The organism is Bradyrhizobium sp. Ghvi (assembly GCF_900115265.1).
Classification (GTDB): Bacteria; Pseudomonadota; Alphaproteobacteria; order Rhizobiales; family Xanthobacteraceae; genus Bradyrhizobium.
In genome coordinates, this window is record NZ_FOVU01000007.1 from 180,723 (window position 1) to 198,967 (window position 18,245).

Below are 18,245 nucleotides of genomic sequence, written 5' to 3' on the forward strand. Positions count from 1 at the left end.
TTTGCAGAATCCCCGTTGGGAAGCTGCAATGAGGCAGCGGAGGAAACGACATGAAGATCTATCTGCTGTTGGTGCTGATCGGGGCGCTTTTCACGGCGATTCGCTTTACGTCCCCGCAGGAACAGCAGTCGGAATCGCTTCCGCAGTAGGCCGTCAAGGCTCCGCCAGCGGCAAGACCGCTCTGCCCTCCAGAATATTCCTCACCTCATTTTTAGGCACTGATGACTCGTTATTGAGCATCAGGCCCGGCAGCAATCGCGTCGGCGCCCGGCCACCTTTGACGGCGCGCACCAGCACACGGATCGCCGGCCTTCCCGCTTCACCATGAATCGGCAGGATCGAGACGCTGCCGAAGCCGCGTGACAGCGCTGCCAAAACGTCCGCAATCCCATCCGCGCGCCAGATCAAGGTCAATACACCACTCGATCGAAGGATGCGCCGCGCTGCATGCACCCACGCATTCAGAGTTTCCTCTGTCGCGACATGTGCGGCGTGACGCGCCTGGTCCGGCGAGCCGCGATGCCTGATGGCATCGTTGAAGGGCGGGTTCATCAACACGCAGTCCGCACTGTCGGGCATGAGCCCATGTGCCGCAAAAGTCTGCGCATCCGCAGTGACGTCGAGCACAATCACGTCCGCGGCAATCGCATTCGTGGCCGCATTGGCATGCGCGAGGCCGGCCAGTTCCGGATCGAGCTCGACGAGGCAGAGATTGATCCCACCGACACGCCGAGCCAGCGCCAGGCCGGCCGTGCCGACGCCGGCACCCAGATCGACCACACGGTCGCCTTGACGGGCCTCCGTTGCGGCCGCAAGCAGGATCGCATCGTGCCCTGCGCGGTGGCCGGATCGCTTCTGCCTCAGCAGCAGCTGCCCGCCGAGAAAGGCGTCCTCGGTAATATCTGTGACGACGTCAATCATCGCCGCGCAGTTCGTGGCTGAGCCCGGCCTCGGTCAGGAGCGCCCTCGCCTCGACGGCGTCGTCCTCATGGACCAGGATCCGGCGCGGCAGGACGCCGAGCGAGCCCTCGATGATGCTCATGTTCTGGTCCAGCACCAGATGGTGGATGTTGGCGCCGTCGAGCAGCGCGCCGATCGCCGACACCAGCACGATATCGTTGGTCCGAACCAGTTCACGCAAACGAGCCTCCTGCCTGAAAAGGGATTAAGCGGCAAATGTCAATGGTTCCGCAGCACTTGCCGCGTCCGCCTCCAGTTTCTATTGTCTTTCCATCAGAATAGCCCCTCCGGGGCAAATATTGGAGACCGGCGTGGCCGTCATCGTACCTTTCGAAACCCCCGGCGCGTCGATCGAAGAGCTGGTTGGCCTTGTCGCCCCTGACATGGAGCGCGTCAACGCCACGATCCTGTCGCGGACCGGTTCGGACGTGACCATGATTCCCGAGGTCGCCAACCACCTGATCTCCTCCGGCGGCAAGCGGTTGCGGCCGATGCTGACGCTGGCCATGGCCAACCTCGCCGGCTACACCGGCGACGGCCATATCAAGCTCGCCGCCTCCGTCGAGTTCATGCATACCGCCACGCTTCTTCACGATGACGTCGTCGACGAGAGCGAGATGCGCCGCGGCAAGCTGTCGGCGCGCATGCTTTGGGGCAACGAGGCAAGCGTGCTGGTCGGCGACTTCCTGCTGGGCCAGGCCTTCCGCATGATGGTCGAGGTCGGCTCGCTCCGCGCGCTCGACATCCTCTCGGCGGCCGCCGCCACCATCGCCGAGGGCGAGGTGATGCAGCTTGCGGCCGCCAAGAACACCGCAACCACCGAGGACGAATATCTCGCCGTGATCCGCGGCAAGACCGCCGAGCTGTTCGCAGCCGCATGCGAGGTCGGCCCCGTCATCGCGAACCGTCCCAAGGCCGAGCAGACCGCCTGCCGCTCGGTCGGCATGAATCTCGGCATCGCTTTCCAGCTCGTCGACGACGTGCTCGACTACGGCGGCAAGAGCGCCAAGCTCGGCAAGAACACCGGCGACGATTTCCGTGAGGGCAAGATCACCCTGCCCGTCGTGCTCGCCTTCCGCCGCGGCAACGACACCGAGCGCGCCTTCTGGATCAAGGCGCTCGAACGTGGCGAGATCGGCGACACCGACCTCGATCACGCCATCGGCCTGATGAACAAGCACCGCGCGCTGGAAGACACGCTGAGCCGCGCCCAGCACTATGGCGCCATGGCCGTCGATGCACTGGCGCTGTTCCCATCGTCGCCGATGAAGAGCGCGCTGGAGCAGGTGGTGGCGTTCTGTTTGGCACGGTCACACTAAGCGACGAATTCGCGTCCAGTTTCCACAATCAACTCCGTCATCGAGCGCACACTCCTCTCTCGTGTCCCGGACGCGCTGCAGCGTGAAACGCTGCTGCGCTGAGCCGGGATCCACGCGACACGGCGCTCTCAGCGACATGGGCCCCGGCTCTGCAGCGCACCGCTGAAGGAGCGCTGCGCTGCGTCCGGGGCACGAGCGGTTCAATAAACCCGTACCACGCTCCCCCCCCCAACGCGCCCATCGGCCCGACCATCCTCGCCAGCCTGTTCCTTCATCCGCAGCTACTAGTAACTTGCATTTTGCAAGTTACATTCCTACCTTCCTCGCATGCAGCCCAAATCGCCCTCCATCCAGGAATGCCCGGTTGGCCGTGCCGTGGAAACGGTCGGAGAATGGTGGAGCATCCTGATCCTGCGTGATGCATTTCAGGGCTCGACCCGGTTCGACGAGTTCGAGCGCAACCTCTCCATCGCGCCGAACATCCTGTCGCGGCGCCTCGCACATCTGACCAAGTCCGGCATGTTCGTCCGCCGCCGGTATCAGGAACGGCCGCCGCGGCACGAATATGTGCTGACGGACAAGGCGCGGGATTTTTTCCCCGTGATCGCCACGCTGCTGGCCTGGGGTAACAGGCATCTCGCGCCAAAGGGCGAAACGGTCCTGCTGGCGAACCGGGACGACCGTCGCCCGCTTGATCCGATCGTGGTCGACGCCGCCGATAGGCAGCCGATCACGCTCGAAAACGCGGTGGTGATCGCGGGTCCCGGCGCGAGCCGCCTGATGCGGCGCCGGCTCACCTCGCTCAAGGCCATGAACCCGGCGGTCGCGCCGACTGGAGACTGAGATGCGTCGTATCGTCGTGACAGGCATGGGCGCGGTGTCGCCGCTCGGCTGCGGTGTCGAGACTTCCTGGCGGCGGCTGCTTGCCGGTCAAAGCGGGCTGCGACCGCTGCCGGAATGGGCGCAAGTCCTGCCGGCGCGCATTGCCGGCCTCGTGCCCGACAAGGCCGATGATGCGGAAGCTGGCTTCGATCCCGCAGAAGCCGTCGCACCAAAAGACCAGCGCAAGATGGACCGCTTCATCCTGTTCGCGCTGCTCGCCACCGCAGAGGCGGCTGCGCAGGCCAAATGGACGCCTCAGGAGGCTTTCGCGCTGGAGCGGACGGCGACGATCATCGCCTCGGGCGTTGGCGGCTTCCCCGCGATGGCGGAGGCGGTGCGCATCACCGAGCGGCGCGGCGCACGCCGGCTATCACCCTTCACGATCCCCTCGTTCCTCGCCAACCTCGCGAGCGGCCACGTGTCGATCAAATACGGCTACAAAGGCGCGCTGGGCACGCCGGTCACGGCATGTGCCGCCGGCGTGCAGGCGATCGGCGATGCCGCGCGTATGATCCGCGCGGACGAGGCCGATGTCGCGATCTGCGGCGGTGCCGAGGCCTGCATCGACATTGTCAGCCTCGGCGGTTTCGCCGCGGCGCGCGCGCTGTCGAGCTCCTTCAACGACGAGCCTGCCCGGGCCTCGCGCCCATTCGATCGCTATCGCGACGGATTTGTCATGGGCGAAGGCGCCGGCATTCTGGTGATCGAGGAGCTGGAGCATGCGCTCGCGCGCGGCGCCACGCCGATCGCCGAGATTGTCGGCTACGGCACCACGGCGGACGCCTATCACATGACATCGGGCCCGCCCGATGGCGACGGCGCACGCCGCGCCATGGAGATCGCGCTGCGCCAGGCGAGGCTTGCGCCTGCGGATATCCAGCACCTCAATGCGCATGCGACCTCGACGCCCGCCGGCGACGAAAGCGAGCTTGGCGCGATCGGTGCGCTGTTCGGCCGCAACAGGTCCATCGCCGTGAGCGCGACCAAATCGGCCACCGGCCATCTGCTCGGCGCCGCCGGCGGGCTGGAGGCGATCTTCACCGTGCTCGCCCTTCGCGACCAGATCGCACCGCCGACGCTCAATTTCGAGACTCCCGACGCAAGCACCGACGGCATCGACATTGTCGCAGGCGGCGCGCGGCCGATGCCGATGCGCAACGCCATCTCCAATGGCTTCGGCTTCGGCGGGGTCAATGCCAGCGTGATCTTCCGCCGCATGGGCTGAAGCGAGATGGCTTTGCAATCATGGCGCGCTGCGCTACGAAAACGGCATGATTGAAACCAATCTCTGGCTGTTCCTGACCGCGGCGTTTTTCATCGCCGCCGTTCCCGGCCCCGGCATTTTCTACGTCGCGGCACGAACCTTATCCGACGGGCGCGGCAGCGGTCTCGCCTCGACCGCGGGTACGGCGCTCGGCGGCTTGGTTCATGTCGTGGCAGGCAGTCTCGGCATCTCGGCGGTCATCCTTGCCAGCGCCGAGCTGTTCGCCGCGGTGAAGTTCATCGGCGCCCTCTATCTGGTCTGGCTTGGCATCAGGACGTTTCGCGGCGTCGGCAGCGCGCTGCCCCTCGAGAGCGAGCCCGTCGGCGACATCAGGGCCTTCCGCGACGGCGTTCTGGTCGAGGCGCTGAACCCGAAGACGGCTGCGTTCTTCCTCGCTTTCATTCCGCAATTTCTCGATCCCTCGGGATCGAACCCCACGCTGCAATTCATCGAGCTCGGCGCGATCTCGGTGACGCTGAACACGCTTGCCGATGTCGTCGTGGTGCTGACGGCGTCCGCAACGCGAAGGCAATTGATCGGACGGCCGCACCTGATGCGTCGCCTCAGCCAAGGCTCTGGTGTCTTCATCGCCAGCCTTGGCCTGTCGCTCGCGCTGGCGCGGCGGCCGGTGAACGGGTAACCCGCGATGCTCGCTCCGCAAAGTCGCTATTACGAGTCCCACGGGCTACGGCTGCATTATGCCGATTGGGGCAACGAGAGTGCGCCGTCCCTCATGCTGGTCCATGGCGGCCGCGATCATTGCCGAAGCTGGGATGCCATCGCCCGCTCGCTGCGTCAGCATTTTCATGTGATCGCGCCCGACCTGCGCGGCCACGGCGATTCCGACTGGACCCGCGGCGGCAGCTACGCGCTGACCGAGTATGTCTACGACCTTATCCAGCTCGTCCGTGCCATCGCAGCGCCTCAAGTGGCGCTCATCGGCCACTCGATGGGCGGCATGGTGAGCCTGATCTTTTCGGGGGCATTCCCCGAGCTGGTCTCGAAGCTCGTCGTGCTGGACGGTGTGACGATGTTGCCGGATGCGCCCAAGCCGCCGCCGCACGAGCGCATCAGCAAATGGGTGAGCCAGCTCGACAGACTGCACGATCGCACGCCGCGCCGCTATTCGACCCTCGAGGACGCTGCTGCGCAAATGGTGCTTCACAACAAGCGGCTGTCGCGCGAACTCGCGCTGCACCTCGCCACCCATGGCGCGCGACAGAACGAGGATGGCACGTATAGCTGGAAGTTCGATCCGTACCAGCGCGCCTCGGCGCCGCACCGGCTCTGGCCGGACGATCACGTCGCGCTGTGGTCGCGCATCACCTGCCCGACGCTGCTGCTGAACGCCGGCGAAAGTTTTCTCGCCGGCGCGCGCTCGGCGGGACTGGAGCGCTATTTCCAACAGGCGCGCGTCGCGACCATCGCCGGGGCCGGACACTGGCTGCAACACGACAAGCCGGATGAGGTGCTGGGTGAGATCCGGCGCTTTCTGGGTCTGGCTGAGGAAGGCGCGAGTTAGCTCGGCTCCATCCCGTCGTTGCGAGCGCAGCGAAACAATCCAGAGTCTTTCCACGGTGGGATTCTGGATTGCTTCGCTGCGCTCGCAATGATGGATAGGATTAGCTCAACGTCCCCGCATGCACCCACCAGCCCGGGTGATCCCTGCGGATCTTCTCGGCAGCGGCGTGCGCATCTCCGGGCACACCATAAATTGCGAAGCAGGTCGCACCCGAGCCGGACATGCGCGCAAGCTTGACACCGGCGGAAGAGCGCAAGGCTTCCAGCACATCACCGATGACAGGCTCGATACGCATCGCAGGGGCTTCGAGGTCATTGGCAACGGTTTCGAGAACCTCGACCCAATCGGCAATCGATCCGCCCTCGCCCGGCCAGGCAGGGGCTTCGAGGACCGAAGTGGCCCCGACCAGCAGCTCCCCGTTGCGCAGGCCCAGCGCCTGGAACACGTCCTTGGTCGCAACAGGCACGCGCGGATTGATCATCACACAGGGCATGCTCGGCAATGCCAGCGGCAGCAGCTGCTCACCGACCCCGGTCATGTCACAGGCGCGCGAGAGCAGACACACCGGCACGTCGGCGCCGGTCGCGAGCGCGACTTGCTGGAGCCTGGGATCATCGAGCGGCAGATTGTTGAGACGAGCCAGCAGCCGCAGCGCCGCAGCGGCATCGGCCGAGCCGCCGCCGATCCCGGCTGCGACGGGCAAGACCTTGTCGAGCGCGAAAGCGCCGAGCTTCAGGTTCGGCACGGCGTCCGCCAACAGCTTGGCGGCTTTGAACACGAGATTGTCCGAGGTCTCGCCGCAAGCCGCCGCAAGCGGTCCCGTCGTCGCAAGCCTGAGCTCGCCACCGGGCTCCAGGGTGAGCCGATCGGCACAGTCGGCAAACGCAACCACGCTTTCGAGATCATGATAGCCGTCGGCGCGACGGCCGACCACGCGAAGGCTTAAGTTGACCTTCGCGCGCCCTTCTTCAACCAACGCCGGCATCGGCGATACGCCCCCAGTTGCCCAGCCTAACCGCCCTTGTCGTCGTCTTTCTTCTTGTCCGCCTGCGCGGCCGAAGAGTTCGAATTGTCCTCGCTGAGGCCGTTCGCGATCTTGGCCTCGATTTTCGGAAGCTCCTCCGGCTCGGGCTTGAGATCACGGGCATGCGCCCACTGGAACTTGGCTTCCAGAGTACGGCCGACGCGCCAATAGGCGTCGCCGAGATGGTCGTTGATGGTGGGATCCTCAGGCTTGAGGTCGATGGCGCGCTCGAGATTCTTCACCGCCTCTTCGTAGTTGCCGATGCGGTAATAGGCCCAGCCGAGCGAGTCGACGATGTAGCCGTCGTCGGGACGCTGCTCGACCGCACGCTTGATCATCTTCATGCCTTCGTCGAGATTCACGCCCTGGTCGATCCAGGAATAGCCGAGATAGTTCAGGACGTGCGGCTGGTCGGGCTGGAGCTCGAGCGCCTTCTTCATGTCGGCCTCGGCCTTGGCCCACTGCTTGGAGCGCTCCTCGCAGATACCGCGATAGTAGTACCAGACGCTGTTGGCCTTGTCGTTGCCGGCAGGCAGCACGTCGATGCCCTGCGAGTAGGTCGCCCCGCAATCGCCGAACTTCTTGCGGCCGCGCTCGATATTGCCGAGCGCCATGATGGCTTCGAGATCCTTGGAATCCTCTGACGTCACGCCCTTGAGGATCTTGATCGCCTCGTCGGTGCGATCGGCGGAGTCGAGATCAATGGCGAGCTGGATCTGTGCGTTGCGCTTCAAGGGCGAGCTCGACGGCACGCGCTCATAGATCTTGATCGCCATCTGCGGCCGCTTCACCGATTCATAGAGGTCGGCGAGCGAGAGCAAGGCCAGCGGGTGAGAGGGCTGGAGATACAGCGCGAGCTGGAGATAAACCAGCGCCAGATCCTCGCCGCCGCGGCGGGTCAGCGTGGCGCCGATGCCGTAAAGCGCCTCGGCCGCGCCGCCCTGGGCGGAATCGACCAGCGACGGCATCTTCTTGCCCGCCTTGGTTTCACGCAGCCCTTCCACGATCAGCGGATGACGGGCGAGCTTCTTGTCGAAGGCTTCGTAGATCGCAGTTGCCGAAGCCGCGTCCTTGTTGCGCGACAGCCAGCGCGCATAGGCCTCGGTGACGCGCAGCATGGAATCGTCGAGCTTGTAGGCGCGCTCGAAGCGAACGCCCGCGTCCTTCTCCTTGCCGGCGTTCTCGAGGATCATGCCGGCGTGCAGATCCTTGAACAGCGGATACCATTCGGGACCTGCCAGCTTGTCGATGGTCGCAACCGCGCCCTTGGCATCGCCCGCTCCATAAGCGGCCCATCCGGATAACAGCGTCGCGACGAGATCGGTGATCGGTCCACGAACCGACTGGTTGATGTTGCTCTGCGCGCTCTGATATTTCTTCAGCTTCAAATCATGCACGCCGACCACGAGGCGAGCGACGCGATTGGTCTTGTCGATGGTGAGGATGCGCTCGGCGAGCTTGACTGCTTCGTCGATGTCGCCATCGTCGACCGACGAGATGAAGGCGCGGTCGAGCAGTTCGTTGTTCTTGGGATCGGTCCGCAGCGCGGAGCGGTAGAACGCGGCGGCCGAGGTCGCGTCCCGCTCGACGCTGGCATGGCGGGCAGCAAGATAGCTGCCGGCGCTGGTGAGGGACTTCAGATCGTTCCGGGTCGGAAACTGCACCGCCGTGTCGGCCGGATGATCCGGTGTCTGCGCCAGCACCGCGCCGGGGACCACGATTGCGGAGCCGGCAAGGACGATGGCAGCAGCAGTCCAGCGATTGAAACGATTTGAGAACATCAGGGCTCGCCTTGAGTTGGTGGTGCCTGGGTTTGAAGCAAAGGCCGTCTCGCACGCGAACGCGGCCGGCGACATGGGACCCGGAACCGTCGGGTCCGGACAATGCCGCTTTTGGCGCTTCACCGCAAGGATTCGGACCGGCGATCCCCTCCGCACGCCCCAAATCAGCCAAGTAACCGATCAAGTCAGCCCCAAGACGCCGCTACTGTGGCCGTATCGTGACCAGGGGCACCCGCGGCACTCCCGTCCTCACGCGAACGTGCGCTCCATCACGCTTCGGACCACTGAGCCACCGTGGCGCGCCTACATCGCCTCGTAGTTCGGCCCGCCGCCCCCCTCCGGAGGAACCCAGGTGATGTTGCCGTTGGGATCCTTCACGTCGCAGGTTTTGCAGTGGACGCAGTTCTGCGCGTTGATCTGGAAGCGGGGGCTGCCGCCCTCCTCGACCCATTCGTAGACGCCGGCGGGGCAATAGCGATTCGACGGGCCGGCAAAGACGTCGTGCTCCGACGTCTTCTGGAGGTTCATGTCCGCAACCTTCAGGTGGACCGGCTGATCCTCCTCATGGTTGGTGTTGGACAGGAACACCGAGGATAGCTTGTCGAACGAGATCTTGCCGTCGGGCTTCGGATAGACCTTCGGTGCGTGGCTCCTGGCCGGATCGAGCGTCGCGCGATCGGGCTTGGCGTGTGACTGGGTGCCGAACAGCGAGGCACCGAACAGCGTGTTGCACCACATGTCGAAGATGCCGAGCCCGGCCCCGATGAAGGTGCCGAACTTCGACAAGAGCGGCTTGGCATTGCGGACCGGATAGAGGTCCTTGCCCACGACGGAATCGCGCCATGCGTTCTCGTATTCGACGAGTTCGTCATTGGCGCGTTCGGCGGCGAGCGCGGCCGCGACATGCTCCGCGGCGAGCATGCCGGTGCCCATCGCATTGTGCACGCCCTTGATCCGCGGCACGTTGACGAACCCTGCCGCGCAGCCGATCAGCGCGCCGCCGGGGAAGCTCAGCCGAGGCACCGATTGATAGCCGCCTTCGGTGATCGCACGCGCGCCGTAAGCGAGCCGCTTGCCGCCTTCGAGCGTGGCACGCACTGCGGGATGGTTCTTGACGCGCTGGAATTCGTCGAATGGCGAGAGATACGGATCGTTATAGTTGAGGTGGACGACGAAGCCGATCGACACCAGGTTTTCGTCATAATGGTAGAAGAACAGGCCGCCGCCGGTATCGTTCTTGAGCGGCCAGCCGACCGCGTGCTGGACCAGTCCCTTCTGGTGCTTGGCGGGATCGATCTGCCATACTTCCTTGAGGCCGATGCCGAACTTCGGCGGTTCGCTCTTGGCGTCGAGCGCGAACTTGTTGATGAGCTGCTTGGTCAGGCTACCGCGCGCCCCTTCGGCAAACAGCGTGTACTTGCCGAGCAATTCCATGCCGCGGGTGAAGGAATCCTTCGGCTTGCCGTCGCGGCCGATGCCCATGTCGCCGGTGGCAATGCCCTTGACCTTGCCTCCCTCGTCATAAAGCACTTCGGCGGCGGCAAAGCCGGGATAGATCTCGACGCCGAGCGCCTCGGCCTTGCGCGCGAGCCAGCGGCAGACATTGCCGAGCGAGCCGATGTAGCAGTGATGGTTGTTCATCAGCGGCGGCATGATGAAGTTCGGCAGCTTGATCGCGCTCGTCTCGGTGAACCAGAAGAAGCGGTCGTCCTTGACCTGGGTCTTCAGCGGGCAATCGGAATCCTCGCGCCAGTCCGGGATCAGCTTGTCGAGGCCGGCCGGGTCGATCACAGCGCCGGAGAGAATATGCGCACCAACCTCCGAGCCCTTCTCCACCACGACGACGTTGAGATCGGCGTTGATCTGCTTCAGCCGGATCGCGGCGGCCAGGCCCGAGGGGCCGGCGCCAACGATAACGACGTCGAATTCCATGGATTCGCGCGGGGGAAGTTCTTCGGTGCTCATCTGATCTCAGCCCTCGAGACGGTTCCTCGTCATTTGCGCCCCCTTGTTTCCGATTTTTCCGGGTAGGACAACCACGGAAATGCGTTCCGCTGGGATGCAAGGCGCCCTAAGATGAATTAATAGTCTGACTTTCCAATGATCCCCGAGCCCGCGCCCACCGTCCGAGAGCTTCTCGCCTTCTATCTGGAGGCCGGTGTCGACTGCGCGCTCGCGGAGGAGCCCATCGACCGCCTGGCGGAATTAGACACCCCACCGCCGGCCCCGCGCGTAGCACCGATCGAGACACCGCGGCCCGTCGCCGCGCCTGCGGTGATGCGCGGCGAGGCCGCGCCGGCGCCCGACGTCGCGATCGCCTCGGCGCGCGAGGCCGCGCGCACGGCGCCGACGCTCGAGGCCTTGCGCGAGCTGATGCAAAACTTCGAGGGCTGCGCACTGAAGCACACCGCGACACGGCTGGTGTTCGCCGACGGCAACCCGCAGGCGCGCATCATGTTCGTCGGCGAGGCGCCCGGCCGCGACGAGGACATCGAGGGGCTGCCGTTTGTGGGCCGCAGCGGCAAGCTGCTCGATCTGATGATAGGGGCCATAGGCCTCAACCGCACCACCGCCTACATCACCAACGTCATTCCCTGGCGGCCGCCGGGCAATCGCACGCCGACGCCGCAGGAGACGCAGATCTGCCTGCCCTTCATCCAGCGCCATATCGAGTTGGTGAATCCCGACGTGCTGGTGACACTCGGCAATCCCTCGACGCAGACGCTGCTGTCCACGCGCGAAGGCATCATGCGCACGCGCGGCCGCTGGTTCGATTACGAGACGGGCCAACGCACCATCCGCGCGCTGCCGACCTTCCACCCGGCCTATCTCCTGCGCTCACCGTCGTACAAGCGTCTGGCCTGGCAGGATCTGCGGGCGATCGCGAAGGCGTTGGCGGGCTAGCAAGCTCGCGTACTCACGCCCCCTTCGGTCGCACGATCGCCCAGCCGATGCGCAGCAGTCCCTGACGGCCATTGACGAGCCATTCGAAGGCGCGTGGCACTTCGGGCACGATGCTAGGGAAGCGCGCGAGGATTTCCGGTGGCGGAGTGCCGGCGGTGTCAGAGGCACGCCAGACCACGACGCCGCCGCTCTCGCTGAATTTGGCCTGCGACATCCACGGCGTACGCGCAGGATCAGCATCGATGAACAGATGCGGCCGGCCGGAATGCAGCGTGATCAGGCTCGCAAGCTGGGTTTCACCTGCGACCGCACGGAGGCGATGGTTGGTGCGGCGGGCGAAGCTCTCATCGAAAAAGTCCGAGATCGCGCGCGCCGGCATCGAGGTCGCGATCTCTCCGGTATCCGTCCAGGGCAGGAACAGCACGGCCAGCACGACGCCGACGGCGGGCGCCACGATGGCCGCGAGCCACACGGTGCGCAGCATGCGGGCACGGCGCATCGCGATGAGATCGCCGGCCACCACAACCATGGCAAGGCCCGACATCAGCAGCACGACGCCGGGGCCGCCGATGACGGCGTCGAAGCCGAACACGCCTGAGATCAGGACCGCACCGAGGGCGGGCGCCAGCGCAAAGAAATAGACGAAGTTGCGCGCGAGCGGCTCAACCGGCGGCCGGTAGATGATCGGCGCCTCCTCGCCCTTGCCAGCGAACAGGGGCGTGTTGAGGAAGCTCAGCACCGGGACCGCCACGGCTCCGAGCGCAAGCCCGCCGAGCAGCCAGGCGGCGTGGATCGCGCGAGGGCTGAGGTCGGCAAGTTGGGGCAGCGCCGGCAGCACGAGGGTCTCGGCGCGCATCAGCCAGACGGCATAAGGCAGCGCCAGCACCGCGACCACAACAAGTGCGAACAGCGGATCGAGCGCGCGCAAGGTCCGGCGGCCGCCCGCGGTCGCGAGCGCGAAGATGACGAGCAACGCGAGCAGGAAGATCGCGGCCGGCGTGGTCAGGAGCAGCAGGCCCGCCTCGATCGACCAGGCGAACCAGGCATTGCCGCGGCGCTGGCCGATAATCTGCCAGGAATGCAACAGCAACAGCGCCCAGAGCGGCCGCGCCAGCACCAGGGGGCCGAAGTCGAGCGCGGACGAAGAGAAGGCCAGCACCGTCATCGTCAAGAGCACAGCGAGCACCGCCTGTTGGGCGCCGACCACCGCGCGCCCCAAGTGGTAGAGCGCGATGAAGGTCGCAATCTCGCAGAGCTCGGCCAGCACGTAGACGCCGAACATGTGGCCGCCCGCGGCGCGATAGGCGATGTCGGCGAGCCAGATTGAGAGCGGCGGGCCGAGATCAGTGCCGATCTGATATTCCCTGCCGAAGGCCAGCAGGGTCGCAAGGCTGCCGGGCGGGCTCCGATAGAACAACAGCGCCACCAGCAGCCACATCGCGGCCTGGAGCAGCACAGCGATCCAGACGATCAACCGCGGCCGGGCGCGAATGAGCTCGATGACCAGGGAGGTAAACCGCATGCAACGCCCGCAAGATGCAGCCAACCCGTCCAGCCGGCCCTATTCGCTCACATCCGTTTTGATAAAGGGCGCCACGCGTCGTGGCAACGCCAGTCTACGCTAGAGGCCTGCTGAAGCATCGATTTCAACTGAGGTCTCCACCTGCACGATCTCGGTGACCTCGAACAGGTCCCGCACCGGCTCGATCGTCCAGGGCATGTGCTTGGCGCGGGCGGCGGCGACCGGGGCGAAGAAGCTGCGATGGTGGATGGTGGGGCCGAGGCGATTGAGCGCGTCGAGATGCTCGGGGACGCCATAGCCTTTGTGCTGCTCGAAGCCGTAGCCTGGGCAGTCCTGCGCCAGCGCGCACATCAGCCGGTCGCGCGTCACCTTGGCGACGATCGAGGCAGCCGCAATCGACAGCACGATGCCGTCACCGCCGATGACGGCCTCGCAGTCGCACTCGATATCGAGGCGATCGCGGCCGTCGACGAAGACATGCCTGGGCGCCTCCGGCAGCGCCACCACCGCGCGCTTCAGCGCCCACAGCGAGGCGCGCAGGATGTTGTCGCGGTCGATGCGTGCCGGGGATGCGACGGCGACCGAGACCTGCGCGGTGGCGCAGATCTTGTCGAACAGTTTTTCACGTTCTTCCGCCGTCAGCCGCTTGGAATCGTCGATGCCGCGCGGGATACGGTCCGGATCGAGAATCACCGCGGCCGCTACCACCGGACCGGCGAGCGGCCCGCGGCCGGCCTCGTCGCAGCCCGCGATCGGCCAGACGCCGCGCTTGATCAGCGCGCGCTCGCGGCGGAAGCTCGCCTTGGCAGGCGCGGCCTTCCCGGCAACGTCCTTCGGCGCGTCCTTAGCAGCCTTCTTGGCGGATTTGTCCCGAATCATGGCCGGGATCGTGCGCAAGCCGCCCGGCCAGCGCAACCGGGAACCCCACGCAATTCCCGTTATTCATCCGGCGTCAGTCCGCCAGATGCACCCGCCTGTCGTCACCGACCTCGATACCGGGCGCGACCACGACCTCCCAGGGATGGCCGTCGGGATCGGCAAAATAGCCGGAATAGCCGCCGTAATCGGTCTCGTGCGCGGACTTTAGCAGGGTGGCGCCTTTGCTGAGCGCAAACGCGAGCACGGCATCGAGGCGCGAAAAGCCGAGCGCGTCGTAAAAGGCGATGCTGGCGCGGATGTCGCTGACGCCAAGCGTGATCACCGTCAGTCGCGGCACCGGGGCCGACAGTTCCTTACTCATCGCACTCCTCGCGGGCTTCGGCTGTCAGAACAGGCTGAGCTGCTCGCCGTTCTGCTTCGGCCGCGCAAAATGATCCGTGGTCAGCTTCGACCGGCGCTTGTTGAGACCGAGCCGGTCGCAGGCGATCTCGAAGCGGCGGCCGATGGTCCAGGCCATCGGCCCGGTGCCCTTCATCCGCTCGCCCCATTTCGAATCGTAGTCGCGGCCGCCACGCATGTCGCGGATCAGGGTGAAGACGTGGCGGTAGCGGTCCGGGTAGTTCGCCATCAGCCATTCGCGGAAGAGATCGCGCACCTCGAGCGGCAGCCGCAGCAGCACGTAGGAGGCTTCCTTGACGCCGGCATGGGCGGCCGCATCGAGAATGCGCTCGATCTCGGAATCGTTCAGCGCCGGGATCACGGGCGCGACCATCACGGTCGTCGGAATGCCCGCCTCCGAGAGCTGCTTCAGCGCCTCCAGTCGCTTCGGCGGCGTCGAGGCCCGCGGCTCCATGGTCCGCGCCAGCTTCGGATCGAGCGAGGTGACGGAGATCGCGACCTTGGCAAGGTTGCGCCTGGCCATCGCAGCGAGAATGTCGATGTCGCGTGTGACCAGCGCGGATTTGGTGACGATGCCGACGGGATGGCCGGTACGCTCCAGCACCTCCAGAATGCCGCGCATGATTTTGCGCTCGCGCTCGATCGGCTGATAGGGATCGGTGTTGGTGCCGATCGCGATCATCCGCGGCTCATAGCCGGAGGCCGCAAGTTCCTTCTCGAGCAGAACAGGCGCCTCGGGCTTCACGAACAGCTTCGACTCGAAATCGAGCCCCGGCGACAGGCCGAGATAGGCGTGCGTCGGTCGCGCAAAGCAATAGACGCAGCCGTGCTCGCAGCCGCGATAGGGATTGATCGAACGATCGAAGCCGATGTCGGGAGAATCGTTGCGGGTGATGACCTTGCGCGAGGTGTCGACGCCGACGCTGGTCTTGAACGGCGGCAGTTCCTCAAGGCTCTGCCAACCATCGTCGAAGGCGACGCGGGCCTCGGCTTCATAACGGCCGCTGGCATTGGACTGGGCGCCCCGCCCGCGGCTGCGCGCGCGGTCGATGGCGACGCCAAGTTCTGGAAAATCAGCGGGGAAAGCAGAAGGCGCACCCGCCGGCTCGGAGGGCGCCGTGACCGGCGGGTGCTTGAGAGCAGAAGAAGATGCTGGACTCATGCAACCAAAATAACACGCCAGAGGAACAAATCAAGAACAAGAATCGAAAACGCGAAAACAACCCCATGCACAGTAGCGCTGCCCAAACTTCGCGCGCCGAGGTTTGACCTCACGCAACATCGCGTGAACCCGGTCCCGTTTGATGCGGGAAAGGATCGATCTCGCCGGAACTCGGTTGGTGACGATCCCCGGTGAAGGTCGGCAGGAATATGACAAATCAACAACATCAGGCCGCTGCAAGCAGCGACCTCGATCTCCTCGATCGCTATTGGCGCGCCGCAAACTACCTCTCCGTCGGGCAGATTTATCTGCTGGACAATCCCCTCCTGCGCGAGCCGTTGGTCCCTGCGCACATCAAGCCCCGGCTGCTCGGCCATTGGGGCACGACGCCGGGGCTGAACTTCATCTATGCCCACCTCAACCGCGCCATCCGCGCACAGGATCTCAACGTGATCTATGTCTGCGGTCCCGGCCATGGCGGACCGGGCATGGTCGCCAACACCTATCTCGAAGGCAGCTACAGCGAGATCTACCCGGATATCGGGCGCGATACGGAGGGATTGCGCAAGCTGTTCAGGCAGTTCTCCTTCCCAGGCGGCATTCCGAGCCACGCGGCGCCGGAGACCCCGGGCTCGATCCACGAAGGCGGCGAACTCGGCTACGCGCTGGTGCATGCCTATGGCGCGGCATTCGACAATCCGGGCCTCATCGTCGCCTGCGTCATCGGTGACGGGGAGGCCGAGACCGGCCCGCTCGCGGCGTCCTGGCACTCGAACAAGTTCCTGAACCCGGCACATGACGGCGCGGTTCTGCCCATCCTGCACCTCAACGGCTACAAGATCGCCAATCCGACCGTGCTGGGGCGGATGCCTGACAGCGATATCCGCGAGCTCTTCCGCGGGCTTGGCCATGAGCCGCTGTTCGTCGAGGGCGACGATCCCAAGGCGATGCATCAGGCCATGGCCGATGCGCTCGACGTCGCGATCGCGAGCATCCGCTCGATCCAGCAGCACGCCCGAGATAGCAACAAGAGCCTCGAGCGGCCACGCTGGCCGATGATCGTGCTACGCAGCCCGAAAGGCTGGACCGGCCCGAAGGAGGTCGACGGCCAGAAGGTCGAAGGCTTTTGGCGCGCGCATCAGGTGCCCGTCGCGAACTGCCGCGAAAACCCGGCGCATTTGAAGATCCTCGAAGACTGGATGCGCAGCTACGAGCCTGACAAACTGTTCGACAAGAACGGCGCGCTCATTCCCGAGCTGCAGGCGCTCGCTCCGCAGGGGAACAGGCGGATGGGCGCCAATCCCCACGCCAATGGCGGGCTGCTGAAGAAGGAGCTGAAGCTACCGGACTTCCGCAGCTTCGCAATCGACGTGCCGCAGCCGGGCGCCGTGACGGGTGAAGCGACGCGCGAGCTCGGCAAACTCCTGCGCGACGTCATCCGCCTCAACGCGGGGGAACGCAATTTCCGCATCATGGGTCCGGACGAGACCGCCTCAAACCGGTTGGACGCCGTATTCGACGCCACCGAACGCGTGTGGATGGAGCCGATCGAACCCTACGACGTCCACCTCGCGCAGGACGGCCGCGTGATGGAGGTTTTGAGCGAGCATCTCTGCCAGGGCTGGCTCGAAGGCTATCTGCTCACCGGCCGTCACGGCTTCTTCTCCTGCTACGAGGCCTTCATCCACATCGTGGATTCCATGTTCAACCAGCATGCCAAATGGCTGAAGGTGACGCGGCACCTGCCATGGCGGCGGCCGATCGCCTCGCTCAACTATCTCCTGACCTCGCATGTCTGGCGCCAGGACCATAACGGCTTCAGCCATCAGGACCCCGGCTTCGTCGATCTCGTCGCCAACAAGAAGGCCGATATCGTCCGCATCTACTTTCCGCCGGATGCCAATACGCTGCTATGGATCGCCGACCACTGCCTGCGCACCTACAACCGCATCAACGTCATCGTCGCCGGCAAGCAGCCCGCGCCACAATGGCTGTCGATGCAGGAGGCTGCGACGCATTGCGATGCCGGCATCGGCATCTGGGCTTGGGCCGGCACGGAAGGTACGAGCAGCGAGCCCGACGTGGTCATGGCCTGCGCGGGCGACGTGCCGACACTGGAGACGCTCGCCGCCGTCGACCTCTTGCGCAAGGCGCTACCCGATTTGAAGATCCGTGTCGTCAACGTCGTCGATCTCATGACGTTGCAACCGAAGGAGCAGCACCCGCACGGACTTTCCGATCGCGACTTCGACTCGCTGTTCACGCGCGACAAGCCGGTGATCTTCGCCTATCACGGCTATCCCTATCTCATTCATCGGTTGACCTATAATCGCACCAACCACGCCGGCATGCATGTGCGCGGCTTTGCCGAGGAAGGCACCACGACGACGCCGTTCGACATGGTCGTGCTCAACGAGCTCGACCGCTATCACCTCGCGATCGAGGCGATCGAACGCGTGCCTGATCTGGCAACCAAGGCCGCGCAAGTGAAGCAGCAATTTCGTGACAAGCTGATCGAGCATTCGCGTTACGTGCGCGAGCACGGCGAGGACATGCCGGAAATCCAGCAATGGGTCTGGCAGAACAGTGCCGGCGGCACCACGCCGGCCGAAGCCGGCGATTGACGG

16 protein-coding genes are annotated in these 18,245 nt (G+C 65.1%); 7 read left to right on the plus strand and 9 right to left on the minus strand.

Annotated elements, in window-relative coordinates:
• Nucleotides 1-153: 153 nt before the first annotated feature.
• Together BM374_RS25675 and BM374_RS25680 are read right to left on the minus strand one after the other, a co-directional pair.
• Nucleotides 154-921 carry a tRNA1(Val) (adenine(37)-N6)-methyltransferase gene (locus tag BM374_RS25675; RefSeq protein WP_092298502.1) on the minus strand — a complete coding sequence of 256 codons (768 nt, stop codon included), beginning with the start codon at nucleotides 919-921 and terminating at the stop codon, nucleotides 154-156.
• Nucleotides 914-1,141 carry a putative signal transducing protein gene (locus tag BM374_RS25680; protein WP_092298505.1) on the minus strand — a complete coding sequence of 76 codons (228 nt, stop codon included), beginning with the start codon at nucleotides 1,139-1,141 and terminating at the stop codon, nucleotides 914-916. The genes BM374_RS25675 and BM374_RS25680 overlap by 8 nt, the downstream gene beginning before the upstream one ends.
• A gap of 130 nt (nucleotides 1,142-1,271) precedes the next feature.
• Between BM374_RS25680 and BM374_RS25685 the strand changes: the two genes are divergently transcribed.
• The 5 genes from BM374_RS25685 (at nucleotide 1,272) to BM374_RS25705 (ending at nucleotide 5,947) form a co-directional block, all read left to right on the plus strand.
• A complete protein-coding gene (locus BM374_RS25685) occupies nucleotides 1,272-2,279 on the plus strand; it encodes a polyprenyl synthetase family protein (protein WP_092298991.1) in 1,008 nt (335 codons plus the stop codon).
• A gap of 327 nt (nucleotides 2,280-2,606) precedes the next feature.
• Nucleotides 2,607-3,122: a winged helix-turn-helix transcriptional regulator gene (locus BM374_RS25690; RefSeq protein WP_092298508.1), complete on the plus strand. Its 516-nt coding sequence runs from the start codon at nucleotides 2,607-2,609 to the stop codon at nucleotides 3,120-3,122.
• A 1-nt stretch (nucleotide 3,123) separates the two neighbouring features.
• The gene (fabF, locus tag BM374_RS25695; protein WP_092298511.1) at nucleotides 3,124-4,386 is read left to right on the plus strand and encodes a beta-ketoacyl-ACP synthase II; all 1,263 of its coding nucleotides are present in this window, start codon (nucleotides 3,124-3,126) and stop codon (nucleotides 4,384-4,386) included.
• A gap of 46 nt (nucleotides 4,387-4,432) precedes the next feature.
• Nucleotides 4,433-5,065, plus strand: coding sequence for a LysE family translocator (locus BM374_RS25700; RefSeq protein ID WP_092298514.1), 633 nt, complete (start codon nucleotides 4,433-4,435; stop codon nucleotides 5,063-5,065).
• A gap of 6 nt (nucleotides 5,066-5,071) precedes the next feature.
• Entirely contained in the window at nucleotides 5,072-5,947 is an 876-nt protein-coding gene (locus BM374_RS25705) for an alpha/beta fold hydrolase (RefSeq protein ID WP_092298517.1), read from the plus strand.
• 100 nt (nucleotides 5,948-6,047) lie between these two features.
• Here the strand turns inward: BM374_RS25705 and BM374_RS25710 are convergent, their stop codons facing one another.
• The 3 genes from BM374_RS25710 to BM374_RS25720 all read right to left on the minus strand — a co-directional run bounded on the left by BM374_RS25710 (nucleotide 6,048) and on the right by BM374_RS25720 (nucleotide 10,717).
• Nucleotides 6,048-6,932, minus strand: coding sequence for a 4-(cytidine 5'-diphospho)-2-C-methyl-D-erythritol kinase (locus BM374_RS25710; protein ID WP_092298519.1), 885 nt, complete (start codon nucleotides 6,930-6,932; stop codon nucleotides 6,048-6,050).
• Between the two features lie 26 nt (nucleotides 6,933-6,958).
• Nucleotides 6,959-8,752 carry a tetratricopeptide repeat protein gene (locus BM374_RS25715; protein WP_092298994.1) on the minus strand — a complete coding sequence of 598 codons (1,794 nt, stop codon included), beginning with the start codon at nucleotides 8,750-8,752 and terminating at the stop codon, nucleotides 6,959-6,961.
• Between the two features lie 303 nt (nucleotides 8,753-9,055).
• A complete protein-coding gene (locus BM374_RS25720) occupies nucleotides 9,056-10,717 on the minus strand; it encodes an electron transfer flavoprotein-ubiquinone oxidoreductase (protein ID WP_092298521.1) in 1,662 nt (553 codons plus the stop codon).
• A 135-nt stretch (nucleotides 10,718-10,852) separates the two neighbouring features.
• Between BM374_RS25720 and BM374_RS25725 the strand changes: the two genes are divergently transcribed.
• Nucleotides 10,853-11,656: a uracil-DNA glycosylase gene (locus BM374_RS25725; protein ID WP_092298523.1), complete on the plus strand. Its 804-nt coding sequence runs from the start codon at nucleotides 10,853-10,855 to the stop codon at nucleotides 11,654-11,656.
• A gap of 13 nt (nucleotides 11,657-11,669) precedes the next feature.
• On the opposite strand, the gene BM374_RS25730 is transcribed toward BM374_RS25725, so the two are convergent.
• The 4 genes from BM374_RS25730 to BM374_RS25745 all read right to left on the minus strand — a co-directional run bounded on the left by BM374_RS25730 (nucleotide 11,670) and on the right by BM374_RS25745 (nucleotide 15,618).
• On the minus strand, nucleotides 11,670-13,178 hold the full coding sequence (locus tag BM374_RS25730; RefSeq protein ID WP_092298527.1) for a glycosyltransferase family 39 protein: 1,509 nt from the start codon (nucleotides 13,176-13,178) through the stop codon (nucleotides 11,670-11,672).
• Nucleotides 13,179-13,277: 99 nt separating this feature from the next.
• Complete coding sequence (gene rnhB / locus BM374_RS25735) at nucleotides 13,278-14,057, minus strand: ribonuclease HII (protein ID WP_092298997.1); 780 nt, start codon at nucleotides 14,055-14,057, stop codon at nucleotides 13,278-13,280.
• Between the two features lie 73 nt (nucleotides 14,058-14,130).
• A complete protein-coding gene (locus BM374_RS25740; protein ID WP_092298531.1) occupies nucleotides 14,131-14,418 on the minus strand; it encodes a VOC family protein in 288 nt (95 codons plus the stop codon).
• 24 nt (nucleotides 14,419-14,442) lie between these two features.
• On the minus strand, nucleotides 14,443-15,618 hold the full coding sequence (locus tag BM374_RS25745; protein ID WP_092298534.1) for a PA0069 family radical SAM protein: 1,176 nt from the start codon (nucleotides 15,616-15,618) through the stop codon (nucleotides 14,443-14,445).
• Nucleotides 15,619-15,827: 209 nt separating this feature from the next.
• Here BM374_RS25745 and BM374_RS25750 point away from each other — a divergent pair, with 209 nt between their 5' ends.
• Nucleotides 15,828-18,242: a phosphoketolase family protein gene (locus tag BM374_RS25750; protein ID WP_177248530.1), complete on the plus strand. Its 2,415-nt coding sequence runs from the start codon at nucleotides 15,828-15,830 to the stop codon at nucleotides 18,240-18,242.
• Nucleotides 18,243-18,245 lie beyond the last annotated feature (3 nt).

Coding starts and splice junctions, on each gene's coding strand:
- BM374_RS25675 (WP_092298502.1), bottom strand. CDS start 921: ATGATTGACGTCGTCACAGATATTACCGAGGACGCCTTTCTCGGCGGG.
- BM374_RS25690 (WP_092298508.1), top strand. CDS start 2,607: ATGCAGCCCAAATCGCCCTCCATCCAGGAATGCCCGGTTGGCCGTGCC.
- fabF (WP_092298511.1), top strand. CDS start 3,124: ATGCGTCGTATCGTCGTGACAGGCATGGGCGCGGTGTCGCCGCTCGGC.
- BM374_RS25700 (WP_092298514.1), top strand. CDS start 4,433: ATGATTGAAACCAATCTCTGGCTGTTCCTGACCGCGGCGTTTTTCATC.
- BM374_RS25705 (WP_092298517.1), top strand. CDS start 5,072: ATGCTCGCTCCGCAAAGTCGCTATTACGAGTCCCACGGGCTACGGCTG.
- BM374_RS25710 (WP_092298519.1), bottom strand. CDS start 6,932: ATGCCGGCGTTGGTTGAAGAAGGGCGCGCGAAGGTCAACTTAAGCCTT.
- BM374_RS25715 (WP_092298994.1), bottom strand. CDS start 8,752: ATGTTCTCAAATCGTTTCAATCGCTGGACTGCTGCTGCCATCGTCCTT.
- BM374_RS25720 (WP_092298521.1), bottom strand. CDS start 10,717: ATGAGCACCGAAGAACTTCCCCCGCGCGAATCCATGGAATTCGACGTC.
- BM374_RS25725 (WP_092298523.1), top strand. CDS start 10,853: ATGATCCCCGAGCCCGCGCCCACCGTCCGAGAGCTTCTCGCCTTCTAT.
- BM374_RS25730 (WP_092298527.1), bottom strand. CDS start 13,178: ATGCGGTTTACCTCCCTGGTCATCGAGCTCATTCGCGCCCGGCCGCGG.
- rnhB (WP_092298997.1), bottom strand. CDS start 14,057: ATGATTCGGGACAAATCCGCCAAGAAGGCTGCTAAGGACGCGCCGAAG.
- BM374_RS25740 (WP_092298531.1), bottom strand. CDS start 14,418: ATGAGTAAGGAACTGTCGGCCCCGGTGCCGCGACTGACGGTGATCACG.
- BM374_RS25745 (WP_092298534.1), bottom strand. CDS start 15,618: ATGAGTCCAGCATCTTCTTCTGCTCTCAAGCACCCGCCGGTCACGGCG.
- BM374_RS25750 (WP_177248530.1), top strand. CDS start 15,828: ATGACAAATCAACAACATCAGGCCGCTGCAAGCAGCGACCTCGATCTC.